The following is a 12,681-nucleotide window of genomic DNA, read 5'->3' as shown; positions in this document are numbered from 1 at the left end:
GAGCTAACCCAGATCCCGCGCGAGCCATGGCCCCACGGCACAACTCACTGGCAGCGGCAGCTGCTTCCAGGCCCTGATGAACAGGTCGTATTTTCTATTGTCAGGGCTGATATTGGGGATCCCTTTGGCGCGTACCAGGTAATATGCATAGGGCAGCGGCTGCGGTTCGAAGCCCCAGTGCTTCTTGAAGTGATAGGAGCCGCTGTCCTGCTTGCTGCGGCCGTAGTCGAACAGGCGCGCGCCACGCTCCACCGCGCGCTGCATCACCGCCCAGTACATGAAATCGTTGGCCGCCAGATCGCGACCGCGTGCGACGCTGCCGCCGTAATAGGGATGCACTTCATCGCGGAAGTAGAAGCTCATGACCGCAGCCACCGGCTGCCCTTGGTGAGTTACCACGGTCACCTCGCAATCCTCGCCAAACGTCTGCTGCAGTGCCATGTAATAGTTGCGGGACAGCACTGGCGTGCCCAAGTTGCGCACGCTCTCGGCGTACACCCGGTAAAATTCGGCAATACCGCCGCCATGGTGCGATTGCAAACCGGCGCTGATGCCCTTGCGAACCATGGCGCGCTGCTTGCGCGGGATCGCCTTCAAATTTTCGTCATGGTCCGGATGGATCACTTTGCGGAAGCTTACGTACAGGTCCTTGACTGGCCAAGTGGGGTAGCGCAGCTCGCGGTTGCGCAATTCGAGATAATTGACTTGCAGATCGTCAGCGAGTTCTGTTGCTGCCTGCATGAGCAGCGCTTCACTATCCGGGTCGCTCGCTACCACCCCGCCATACACACAGAACGGCGTTGAAATCAGCGCGTGACCGAACAGCCGGCTGCGTATCTCAGCAAGGGGCAGAATCCCCGTGATGACGCCGTCCCGTTCCACGTACAAATAATGGCTGCGGTGGCCGAGTACCTGCTCGATGATGCCGCGCCAGGCGGCACGATGGAAAAACGTGGCCTGCGGGGCATCTGCGACAAAGTCGTTCCAGCGTCGCTCGTCGCCTTGCTCCAGACGCTTGACGACGCAACAGTTGATCGGACGATCCGCACGGTCAGGCATGCTGAATTCCTGCTTGGTGCGCACATGATTCTTCAGACTGCAGCGCCACCACTGGGTAGGTGGCATGTCCGGGGGCGAGAAATACGCGGTCCATGCGGTCGAAACGGAAGTCGCGTATCAGCCGTTCAATTCTTGGCGCTGTGCGCGTCAGGTTCAGGTAATGACGCACCCGGTTTTTCAGTGTCACGCCCGGCACACGCGGCTGTTGTGGATCCACTTCCCATGGATGGAAATAGAACACACCGGGGCGCTGCTCTTGCCCGTTGACGCGACGCAGACCGCGCCTGAACATCGCATAGGGCAGCAGGCGGAAATAGCCGCCGCCGCCGCAAGGCCAGTTGCGCCCCCACAACCGCACTGTGGTCACCGGGATTTCGAGCAATCCGGAACGCTCAGTGAAGAACGCAAATCGCGGCGCCGCCGGCATGCCATACAGGTCATGCCGGATGGGCACAATGCTGGAACTGTAACGGTAACCAGCCTCCCGCAATTCATCGTAGGCCCACAGTGTGGCGGGGCCGATGGAATAACTGGGGGCGCGGTAGCCGGCGACTGCAGTACCGGAAAGATCCTGCAGCAGCTGTTTGGTGCGAACAATGCCCTCGCGAAACTTGGTACGGCTAATGTTGGTCAAGCGCTCGTGGCCAAATCCGTGGCTTGCGAGTTCATGGCCGGCGGCGCTGATATCGCGCACCAGCGAGGGAAAGCGTTCGGCCACCCAGCCAAGCATGAAGAAGGTGGCATGCACATCGTGACGTTGGAAAAGCTCCAGCACGCGCCGCGTATTGTCCTCAACGCGAACGGGCCAGCTCGGCCAGTCTTCGCGCCGGATGCACTTTTCGAAAGCCGCAACCTGGAAATAGTCCTCCACGTCCACCGTCATGGCGTTGGTTATCGGCGCGGGTTGCAGCGCCACCGTGCTCATTTGTCGTGATCTTCCGACGTGGTGGAGCTCAGATGACTGGCGTCATCGGTCACCGTGTCATCCGTAGTCGATGCCATAGATTGCTGGACCCGCATCGCCTTCCGGATTCGGATGGTTTCGCGCATCAACTGCAAGAAAATGTTGCTGACATCGGAAGCCAGAGTGGCGACGTGGCGTTCCTCCCCAAACGGTGCGGGGCAATCTGTTGGACCTGGGTTGTCAGGCAGCGCGGGGGCTTCCAGCGTCAGCGGCATATCGGGCATCTCATCGCGGATTTCGTCCAGCACGATGGTGAGTACCGTCTGGTCAAGGTCGTGCAGTTCTTCCAGAAAACCGTGCAGCAACAACCGATCCATGATGAGATTGATTCTACGGGGGATACCGCTACTGGCATGGTAAACGGAGTCAAAGATCTCGGGCGCCAGTTGCGGATCGTGGTTCCACCCAACCGCGTGTAAGCGATGCATTATGTACGCCAGGCTTTCCTCCTCTCCCATGGGCTCGAGCCGGTGGGAAGCAATGACACGCTGACGCAACTGCTCCATACGGTTGTTGATGATGAGGCTCCGCAGTTCGGTCTGGCCCACGAGAAATATCTGCAGGAGGGCGCGGCCCTTGACCTCGAGATTCGACAGGATGCGCAGCATCTCCAACGCCGCGGGGGTAAGCGTCTGCGCCTCATCCACCACCAGCAGCGCCTGCGCGTGGCGGTCACGCAGCGTTATCAGGTGCTGTTTCAAGTCCTGCAGCAATGCCTCCTTGCTGCGCCCCTCATAAGACAGGTCAAACGCCGAAGCCACAGCCGGCAATATGTCCTCTCCACCGAGATTGGCCGAGGCGATACTGGCCATAGCGACGTCGCGATGTGCGAGTTCCTCGAGCAGCTTTTGGATGAGTAGCGTCTTGCCGGTGCCGACCGCGCCCGTGATCATCACAAAACCTTCGCCCTGCTCAAGGCCGTAGAGGAGGTAGGCCATGGCGCGCTTGTGGGCCTTGCTCGGAAACAGCATCGCCGAATCCGGAGTCAACTGGAAGGGCTTGCCTTCCAGTTTGTAGAAAGCCTGATACATATTGGTCTCAGAAAAGGTGGGTGCACTGCAGGAGAATCATGTTCGCGCCGTATCCCTGTGCGGCCGCCGATGCGGAATGTACGTTGCTGGAATCATGGCGCAGTCGCAGGCTGGCGAAATTTTTGGGATTGAACTGGTGCACGAGCGCCAGTTCCTCATAGTTGCGGTACCGAATCTCGCCGTCCTGGAATTGATACCGCTGCCAGCCCAGGGTTGGCGCAAGTGTGGTCAACGCCCCGATGTTGAACAGCCAGTCGACGTTCGCATTTGCAACTTTTTCCCGGCGATCGTTCAGGGTCAAATAGGTCCGCCGCTCGTCGTAAAGTGTCACGCGCAGCTTGCCGCTCGGCATGTCGTAATCCGCCGACGCCATGGCACGCTTCATGAGGTAAACCTGATGCTCCCTGAGCGAGGGAAGGCCGGAATAACCGGGGGGGGGCGAGGCAATGACTTCGCCCGGGTTTTGTTCCAGCAACTGCTGGTTGATATCGGTCGGCTGTTCCACATAACTGAGGGTCGTCGTGAGCAACGCGGCTGTGCGCGCCCAGGAAAACTGGTAAGTGCGCCCATAAAACCGGTGCCCGACCATCGCCTGGAGCCTGTTCAGACCGGTCGCCCACACGAAACCTGCATCCCAGAAGCTCGCCCCCAGCTTGTCCACCGTACCATCCGGCAGAAAGTTGCTTTCCTTGCCCGCATCGATCAGCAAACGGGTATTGTTGCTGACCTGCACGTACCCCCCCAGCTTGGCGACCGCGTAGTCCCTACTGCGGCCGAAGTCCGGCTCGATGCGCTGTTCGGAATACCCAAGATTCCAACCCCAGGTTTCATACTTGGGACTCGCAAGAGTGAACTGCAGCGCGTTGCTGGTGATGTCGGGTATGCCGGACAACAAGGTTCCATCTTGTGCAGGTATGCCTCTGGTGTTGTACACCACGCGCCCATAGCTGTAGCGCAAGCTCGCAGTGCCGACGTTGCCAAGGTCCTGAATCCAGTACGGACTGAGCGTCCACATCGCGACATTGGCACTGTTATTGCTGAGATAAAAGCTTCCGGGCGCAGCCGATAATTGGTTGTTGATGACCTCTCTTCCATACCGCGCAGTGCTGTCGACAAAGAAATGCTGCGGAAGAATGGTAAGCCTGCCCAGAGCGTTTAGGCTCGGGGTCAACTGGTCATAGCGCGACTGGCCCGAGTACAGATATCCGGTGAGACTGGAGTCGACCAGTCCGGAAAAACGGGGACCACTGTAGGCCGCCTTGAGAAACGGTTGGATCTCGGTGATCCAGCTCGATTGTTTTGGCTTGCCGGAGGCGGAGAGCTTCAGGTTATCGGTGTACAACTCTCCCAAGGTTACGCCCGCTACCCAGCCTGGATCGGCAAGGGTCGGCTGCCGGACAGTACCTATCGACATTGAATTTCCGGCCTGTTGGCCAGGAGCGGCAATCGGGGTCGTCGGCCCCATAGGGGGGATATCCTGCGCCGATGCAGGAGTCCACGAGTGGGTCAGAATGGCTGATGACAGCAGTACCAGCGGCAATGAATGCCGATACCTACGCCGCATATCAATGATCAGCAGGCCAAGAACGCTCTGAGCAAGCCTGCACAGCCGGCATCGCATCCGCAAAGTGCTGTGCACGATGGGGATGGCACCGCGCAAGCTGGTTGCCCCGCAAAGCCGCGGATAGCGCGCATAGCGCTTTGCGGATGGGACGCCGACTATAAAATCAACATGGCGGGTTCGGCCTGTCGGCGCAAACTTGTTCAGAGAGTCGCTAGTAGCCATAGCCACAGTCGTAGTGGTTTTCGCTCGTCGGCAGCTGGCTCATATTGAGAACCAGGCCGATATATTGCGAGTCACTCAAACTCTGCAGGGATGAATTGAGCGCCTGCTGACGGGTACGACCTGCTGCTACCACCATGACAACCTGGCCCATGTAAGAGGCCAGCACCTGGGACTCCGAGGTTGCCAGCAGCGGCGAAGAGTCAAATACCACCAGACGTCGGCGATTCGGCCCGCCAAATACTTCGAGTACTGCCTCCATGCGGCGGCTGCCGAACAATTCCCCGACGAGCGGGCAAGGCTTCCCAGCCGGCACCACCAGCAAATTCGGCACGTCGGTGCGCACGATGACCTCGGCGGGCGGGCGCCGTTCGTCCGCCAGCACATCCATCAGACCGGGCTGTCCGTCGAGCCCGAAAGCCCGGGTGATGTTGGATTTCGCTATATCACCGTCCACCAGCAATACCTCGAAATCCGGCTCGCGTGCCAGGCTCAGGGCGAGATTCACTGCGGTAAAGCTCTTGCCTTCGCCCGGCGCCGCACTGGTCACCACGATGCGCTCTGCGTGGGCCACCGCTTTGACGCCTTTTCTTGTCACATTGGCCAGCAATGGCCGCTTGATACGGCGCATCTCATCCGCAAGCCGGCGGTCGCCATCGCCGTTGGCGGGGAGAAAGCCCATCCGCTCGAGCGCCATCAGGTCTACATGCCACAGCGATGCTGCTTCCGGTGGCTGATCCGCCGCCCGCCCGCGTTCCATCAAACGCTGGACCGTCGGTGCCGGATGTGGCGATATCGTGTCCAACTCCGGGGCGCTTGGTGGCGACACCTGCGGTTCGGACCGCAAGGCTTTGAGTTTTTCTGCTGCCTTCTCAACGATGCTCATACTGGGCCCATGACAAAGAAATGCTGCACCAGCCGGGTAAGGGATCCATTAAAGGTTAATCCCAGCACCAGCACCACGGTCAACAGACCGGCCCCGGCCAAAAACCCGATCATTTCGCGGCGCCGAGACGCGTGTCGGGCCCGCGACACAACCAGACTGACGGCGCCCAGTACGGGATAATCACTTGACTCCCGCAGACCGCTGAGACTCAGAAACACCGGCCTTATTTTGTGCAGAAAATACGCAAACCCACCGCCAATAGCCGCAGCTAACGCGAACACCATCAATAGCAGCAGCCCGCGTCTCGGGCTCACAGGAACCAACGAAGCATCCGGTGGATTGACTACACGGAATTTCAAATTGTTGCCACTTTGCGTCGCGTCCTGCGACAGCCGAGCCGTGTTCAAACGCTCCAACAACTGGTCGTACTGGTTCTTGGTGGTGTCGTAATCGCGCGTCAGGTGCTGCAAGGTGGCCTGCACGCCAGTGATCCTGCCTGCCTGACCTTTGAGATCGGCTATCCGCTTTTTCTGCAGGGCGATTTGCGTCGCGAGCGTCTGGATCTGGACCTGGGTGGTGTACAGGGATTTTTGCATCTCCTGGTACACCGGATTGTCCGAGATCACACCCATCGCCGAAACGCCCGCTGCATTCTTCTTCAGCGCTTCCCGCCTATTCTGGAGCTGCGCGATCATGCGCTTGAGGGAAATCACGTCCGGATATTGATCGGTATAACTCAGCAAGAGCTTGTTGAGCTGCTGCTGGTAAGACTCAATTTGCTTGTCGATCTCCTGAGTGCGCGGATCGATCCCCGAGGAAGTCGGTCCGCTCGCCATGGCATGCATCTGCTGCTGGGTGGTCGCGCGACCGGCGACGGCCGTATCGTACTGGTCTTGCAAGGTCTGCAACTGCGTCTCGGCGGCCTGCAGGCGCGAGAAATAATTGCTACCACCCTGGTTGGGAATGTAGCCCACGTTGGCTTTCTGGAAATCTGCGAGACTATTCTCCGCCGCGTTCAGCTTTTGACTGTAGTCTTGGACCTGCTGTTGCAGGAAATTCTGCGCCATATCGGCCGAAGCAGTATTCGCGCCCAAGGTGTCATTCATGAGTATCTGCAAAAAGGCCTGCACCACGTTCTGCGCCATCTTCCGATCGGGGTCGGCATAGCTCAGGGTATAGATGTTGTTTGTCCCGGCGTCCTTGATCTGGACCCCAGTGCCGAGTTTCACCAGCAATTCGTCCTTGTCCGCCGGGGTAGTGGCGCGCGCCGACAAACCGGTCTTGTCCGCCACGGTCTCGAGATTGGGGCGCGAAAGCAGTGTGTGAGTAATGATTTGCAGGCGCTGACGCACGTCAGGCTGCACCGCGACCCCTTTGAGCAGCGGATTAGTCAACGCCTCGGTGTCGGCATACACCAGGGCATTAGCTTCATACTTGTTCGGGAGGCTGAAAACTAGCGCCGCCCCCACGATCATCACGCACCATGCGACGATCAGCGCATGCCAGCGGTAGCGCCAGGCGGCGCGCACCTCCAGCAGCAAATACTCAAACATTTCGTGCAAATCGAAAGATTGGTTCCGCATCGCGCTGTTTCCCGATGTCGCCAGAGGCTGCCGTGTGGTGTGCCGGTCATCAACGCTTCAAAAGAATGACTCGGGAATGATCAAGATATCCCCGGGGCGCATGACCACGTTGTCCTTGATCGTGCCGTTCATCAGATCACCGAGCCGCACAGGGATGGTCTGTTCCTCTCCGTTGGGCGGGTGGCGGATAATTCTGGCGCTGTTGCCGGAGGCAAACTTGGTGAGGCCGCCGACGTCGATCATCACATCAAGCAGGGTCATGCCGTCGCGGTATGGCACTGACTTGGGCGTCGTCGCCTGCCCGACCACGCGGACCTGCTGGCTATATGCACCCACAAAACTTTGGACGATCACGGTTACTAGCGGAGAACGGATGTACTGGCCCAAGGCCTTTTCCAGGTCACCCGCCAATTGGTCCGGGGTTTTCCCGGCTGCTACCATTGACTGTACCAGGGGGATAGAGATACGCCCGTCAGGACGCACCGGTACGGTGGTGGTCAGAGTGGGGTTATCGCGCACGAAGATATTCAGCGAATCACCTGGACCGATGATGTAGCGCTCCGCCGGTTGTGGCGCCGCTGTCGAGCCATTTACAACCGGTCCGCTGCTGCAACCACTAAGCAACAATAATCCACCCGCCATAATCAGCAGGAATACGAAGTTTCGCGATAATATTTTCAATGCCTTGTTCTCCGAAATTTCAGCGCGCGCCGCGTCCGAACAGCACCACTTCCAAGGTCTGGATCAGGATCGCCATATCGAATACGAGGTTGTGGTTTTTCACGTAGAAAAGGTCGAACTTCAGCTTTTCCTCGGCATCTTCCAGAGACGAACCATAGGGGTAGCGGAGTTGAGCCCAACCGGTCAGACCCGGCTTCAGGCAATGCCGCAACGCGTAGTAGCGAATACGGATGTTGAATTCGTCCACGAACTGCGGCCGCTCGGGTCGCGGACCGATGATGCTCATGTCACCGCGCAGCACGTTCCACAGCTGCGGCAACTCGTCCAGCCGGGCCTTGCGGATGAAACGCCCAACCCGGGTCACCCGATCGTCGTTCTTGCTGGCCCAGCGTGCCACGCCGTTGCGCTCGGCGTCGGTACACATACTGCGGAACTTGATTACCCCGAACAGTTTGCCGTTTTCACCAACCCGTTCCTGATGGTACAGGATCGGCGCGCCACGGCCCGACTCCAACCGAATTGCCAAGGCCGTCAGCAGCATGAGCGGCCACGTCACCAGCAACATCAGCAAGGTGACGACTACATCGAAGGCGCGCTTGATCGTGCGGCTCATGGGAGAGATGTTGAAGCCATCCGAAAATACCAGCCACGATGGGTTGGTAGGTTCCATCTTGATCTTGCCGGCCTCGCGCTCGACAAATTCGGCGAGCTCGGTCACTGCCATGCCGCCCTGCTTGCATTCCAACAGCGCGTCCACCGGCAGCGTACCGCGGCGGTCGTCCGGCCCGACCACGATTTCCTGCACGCCGAGCCGGGTCGCCCATTCGCACAAGTCCTCGTCGGGATGCAGCAGCAGAGGCGCGGAGATGGATACCGGATCGGCACCGACGGGCACGTAACCCAAGATCTTGAACCCGCGTTGATCAGTCTTGCGGCGCATCATGCGGTTCAAGTCAGCGGCGCGCTGGCCGGCACCGATCATTATCACGCGGCGCTTGAACAGGTCGGCGTCCACAAAACTAAGAAACAACTCTCCCCATAAGGCTATGACGAGGTAGCCAAGCAGCAATGCAATGCCTAGAACCCCGCGGCCCAGATACGTTGGAGGAACCGCGTAATAAAGCACGGTAAGTGCTGTGCCGCCCAGCACAAAGGCGACAGCTTGCCGGCTGAGCCGCCCCAGCCAGCGCGCTCGCAGGTGAACTTGGTATAACCCGAGCGATGCCATTGACAAAATCAGCACCATTGCCACCAACGCCGCATGCCAATGCAATGCTCGGTCGAACGCTGTTCGGGTGCCAGCATCCCCCCAAAATCGCAGCCCCACCGCCGCATAAACACTCATCATCAGCAGCGAGAACTCAACCAGCACCAGCAGCAACTGCCAGCGTAGTGCTCTGTGTCGGAACAACCCGGACATGTTTGCGGCCTCCCCGTACTGACGAATCCCTCCACCAGCCACCAGATCACAAACTTGAGCGGCCTCTATACCATAAACTGTGACGCATTGCACATCTTTTTAAGCAAGCAGCTGCTTAGGGGACTTGTCGGTGTCAAGCAATCGGGTCTTCGAAGTCCGCCCAGTTCACCGCCTGCTACAGAGCAAGCAGGTCTTGCAAGCGTGGCGTTCCGCCAGACCCTGTTCGAAGCTCTCTGCGACCCGTTGACGAGCAGGTTCGCGTCGGTACCCGACGCTTGGCTGCCGGCCTCCAGCTCGACGCGCGCGGTGTGGTACGGGCCAATGGGTTCAAGGTCACGTCCATCGTCAAGGTTCCAGGGCCGGTAGAGTTGCGCTGTCCCATCACGAGCTGCCGTCAAATGACGGACCCGTTGAACGAGAGAATCACACGGAACCCGACATGGCGTACGTACCGACTGGTGGGTGTCGTCCCGGTTTCCAACTCAGGATCAAGGCAGGTCGCTTCACCAATCCATGGTCGCTCCGGGCTGCGACTTCCTCGCCGGCAAGCGAACAGAGCTGAAGACTCATAGGCCCACGCTGCTTCGCGACGGCTGGGCAGGGCTTCGGTTGAAAAGAGGCGAACGTGATCAACCTGAGCTGGGGAGTCTCTGCCAGGCAATCATCCCGCGTCTGAAGGCGGGCGGACACTGTAGAGATGGGGTCAATTCAAGACGCTGCTGTTTGGGATGGGCGTGGCGCGGGCACAGGATGGGCATTATGCCCAAACGGCGATTTGTGCCCGAAACGGAGATGCGGTCATCGGCCCGCGCCGAATGCGTGGCACCTCATCCAGAGAGAACGCGTCAAGCGCGTCAAAAGTGATCGTAAGTCATTGATTTGGTGCGCCCGGCGGGATTCGAACCCACGACCACCGCCTTCGGAGGGCGGTACTCTATCCAGCTGAGCTACGGGCGCAACGATTTGTTCTCTACGGCTACTTTACCCCAGCGACTCGTTCCTTCGGCGGGCGGCATGCTATCCAGCTGAGTTACGGGCGCATGTATCACCGCACACGGAGCTGTGGCTTGAGGCCGGCGCCGCGGGGAGCGCAGTATAACGGAGTTTGATACGCCGGGCGGATGGTTACGACCTGGATGCTCAGCCGGGGATCCACCGCCAGCAAACAGCAGCGTGGCCTTTCCCCGCACAGCTTCCCGCAGGCACCCGCTCCTCACCTTCCTACAAGGGAATTTCCTCCGGTCACCCTCTCCTCTCACACGTGGCACCTGGGAGAGGAGGCGAACTCAAGAGCAAGAAGCGAGTGGTTCAGTTGGAGCGGGCCTTGAGCAGTGTGGTCAGCGTGTCCGGCCTGGCGCTGTCGCGTTGCAGGTGGGGGTACTTCAGGCCGCCGCGGTAGTCGATGCGCACGGTCTTGTACTCGTTGAAATTCTTCACCAGCAAGTCGATCGGCTGGCCGTGATCCTTCGCGGCGGCGGTGATGGCGTCCTTGAGTTCATCGGCATCGTAGTCACGATTGTTGACCGCGACCACGGTCATGCCGGGCGAGATCCCCGCCTTGAACGCGGGGCCGTCCCACAGCACATCGCCGATGCTGCCGCCCTTGCCGATCGACAGGCCCAGCGAATAGGTGAGGTCGACGTAGTGGCGATGCGCCTCGACCGCCTTCATCGCCTCGGACGGCTTGTCGGTATAGACCAGCTTCCAGCCGTGCGACGCCAGGCCGCCGATCAGCGGACCGTGGCCATCGAGGCGCGTACGCAGGAATGCGGCCCAGTCGTATGGCGCGATGCCGTTGAGCGTCTTCACCACGTCGCCAAAGGTGTAGGTGTCGACATCCCAGGCACCCGGATTGACGCCGAAGAAGTCCTTGCCGAAGGTGTCGATGCTCTTCTTGCCGCCGCTCAGCGCGCGCAGCTGGCTGTCCACTTCCAGCCAGATCAGGGCGCCGGCGTTGTAGTAGTCCTCGCTGGCCTGGTAGTTGCGGTACGGCAGCGGTGCGCGCTGGGCGATCACCGGATCGTTGGTGGTGTCCTGCACGCTGCGGAAGCTGGCCAGGCCCGGGCGGCCCTTGTCGTAGACCGCGCCCACCAGGGCCAGTTCGTCGCGCGCCTGCTCGTCCGTCCACAGGCCCGAGCGCGCGGCCATCACGTCGCCCCAGAACTGGGTCTGACCTTCATACACCCACAGCAACGTGTCACTCATCGGCACGTTGTAGTTCGGCGTGGCCAGGTCGGCGCCGCGACGGTACTTGCCGTCCCACGAATGGTTGAACTCGTGCGAGAACAGGTCGCGATCCATCGCATGCTTCTTCCACTCGGTGAAGAAGTCGGCCGCGACGCCGTCCTCGCTGGAGCGGTGATGCTCCAGACCGATGCCACTGAGCTTGTCGCTCACCGACACCAGGAAGTCATAGTGGTTGTAGTGGTGCGTACCGTACATCCTGTACATCTGCTGGATCAGCCCGCGGAACAGCTTGATCTGCTCGGGCTTGATGTCGATCGCCTTGGCGTCATCGCCGACCAGGTCCATGAATACGGCTACCTTGGCGCCCGGATCCAGGTCCACGCGCTTGAAGTACCGGCCGGCCATGATCGGCGAGTCGACCAGGTCGTCGTAGTTGATCGGCTTGAAGTGGATCGTGTCGCCCTCCTTCGAGGCCACTTCCAGTGCGGTGCCGGCCTGCCAGCCAGCCGGCAGCGTCACGCTCGGCTCGGTTTGGATCCGGCGAGCGTAGTAGCCGGCTGGATACAAGCTCACCGTGTTCCACTGCAGGTTGAGCATCTCCGGGGTCATCACCACGCGACCCTCGCGCCGGTCCTGCGGCGACAGAAACTGGAATGCCACGTCGACCGCGCTGGCGCCCTGCGGCACCTCGACCTGGAAGGCGTAGACGTTGAGCGGATCCCGCTTCCATGTCAGGGTCCGGCCATCGGCAGTCACCACCAGACCGGCCATCTTGTCGATCGGGCCGGTCGGCGAATGGTTGCCCGGAATCCACTGGGGATAGAGCAGGGTCAGCGGGCCCGGCTGCGCCGGAATCACCTCGTGCACGCGAAAGATCCGATGCGCCACGTCGGTGGCGTCCACGTCGATCTTGAGAGTGCCCTGATAGGGCACATCCTGCGGCGGCGCGACGCCGGCGAACGCGCCGAAGCTGGACAGGCCGAAGGCGGTGGCGGCGAACGCGGAAGCGATGCGGGTGAATTTCAATGTGTTCTCCGATGGGGACGGTGGCGACCCGGCCGGACGACTGAACGTGCCGAAGCCGAGG

General features: G+C 60.2%; 9 protein-coding genes and 1 tRNA gene. All 10 read right to left on the bottom strand.

Going from position 1 to position 12,681, the window contains the following annotated elements; genetic code table 11:
• Nucleotides 1–3: 3 nt before the first annotated feature.
• A complete protein-coding gene (locus tag ACFPPA_RS00815) occupies nt 4–1,059 on the bottom strand; it encodes a FemAB family XrtA/PEP-CTERM system-associated protein (RefSeq protein ID WP_377316318.1) in 1,056 nt (351 codons plus the stop codon).
• Nucleotides 1,052–1,984: an XrtA system polysaccharide deacetylase gene (locus tag ACFPPA_RS00810; RefSeq protein ID WP_377316316.1), complete on the bottom strand. Its 933-nt coding sequence runs from the start codon at nt 1,982–1,984 to the stop codon at nt 1,052–1,054. Before ACFPPA_RS00810 ends, ACFPPA_RS00815 begins: the two co-directional genes overlap by 8 nt.
• Nucleotides 1,981–3,054 (bottom strand): ExeA family protein, encoded by a 1,074-nt coding sequence (locus ACFPPA_RS00805; RefSeq protein ID WP_377316314.1) that lies wholly within the window; start codon nt 3,052–3,054, stop codon nt 1,981–1,983. The genes ACFPPA_RS00810 and ACFPPA_RS00805 overlap by 4 nt, the downstream gene beginning before the upstream one ends.
• Nucleotides 3,055–3,061: 7 nt before the next feature.
• Entirely contained in the window at nt 3,062–4,840 is a 1,779-nt protein-coding gene (locus ACFPPA_RS00800; RefSeq protein ID WP_377316312.1) for a TIGR03016 family PEP-CTERM system-associated outer membrane protein, read from the bottom strand.
• Nucleotides 4,830–5,723, bottom strand: coding sequence for an AAA family ATPase (locus tag ACFPPA_RS00795; RefSeq protein WP_377316310.1), 894 nt, complete (start codon nt 5,721–5,723; stop codon nt 4,830–4,832). The genes ACFPPA_RS00800 and ACFPPA_RS00795 overlap by 11 nt, the downstream gene beginning before the upstream one ends.
• Nucleotides 5,720–7,276 carry an XrtA system polysaccharide chain length determinant gene (locus tag ACFPPA_RS00790; protein ID WP_377316308.1) on the bottom strand — a complete coding sequence of 519 codons (1,557 nt, stop codon included), beginning with the start codon at nt 7,274–7,276 and terminating at the stop codon, nt 5,720–5,722. The genes ACFPPA_RS00795 and ACFPPA_RS00790 overlap by 4 nt, the downstream gene beginning before the upstream one ends.
• Before the next feature lie 87 nt (nt 7,277–7,363).
• Nucleotides 7,364–7,987: an XrtA/PEP-CTERM system exopolysaccharide export protein gene (locus tag ACFPPA_RS00785; RefSeq protein WP_377316306.1), complete on the bottom strand. Its 624-nt coding sequence runs from the start codon at nt 7,985–7,987 to the stop codon at nt 7,364–7,366.
• Nucleotides 7,988–8,006: 19 nt separating this feature from the next.
• Nucleotides 8,007–9,407, bottom strand: coding sequence for a TIGR03013 family XrtA/PEP-CTERM system glycosyltransferase (locus ACFPPA_RS00780; protein ID WP_377316304.1), 1,401 nt, complete (start codon nt 9,405–9,407; stop codon nt 8,007–8,009).
• A gap of 880 nt (nt 9,408–10,287) precedes the next feature.
• Nucleotides 10,288–10,364, bottom strand: a tRNA-Arg gene (locus ACFPPA_RS00775).
• Nucleotides 10,365–10,715: 351 nt separating this feature from the next.
• On the bottom strand, nt 10,716–12,620 hold the full coding sequence (locus ACFPPA_RS00770) for a M61 family metallopeptidase (RefSeq protein ID WP_377316302.1): 1,905 nt from the start codon (nt 12,618–12,620) through the stop codon (nt 10,716–10,718).
• Nucleotides 12,621–12,681: the final 61 nt, after the last annotated feature.

Origin of the sequence: Rhodanobacter ginsengisoli (assembly GCF_042657065.1) — a bacterium.
In the GTDB taxonomy this organism is placed as follows: domain Bacteria; phylum Pseudomonadota; class Gammaproteobacteria; order Xanthomonadales; family Rhodanobacteraceae; genus Rhodanobacter; species Rhodanobacter ginsengisoli.
This window is presented reverse-complemented; position numbering and strand designations above follow the sequence as displayed.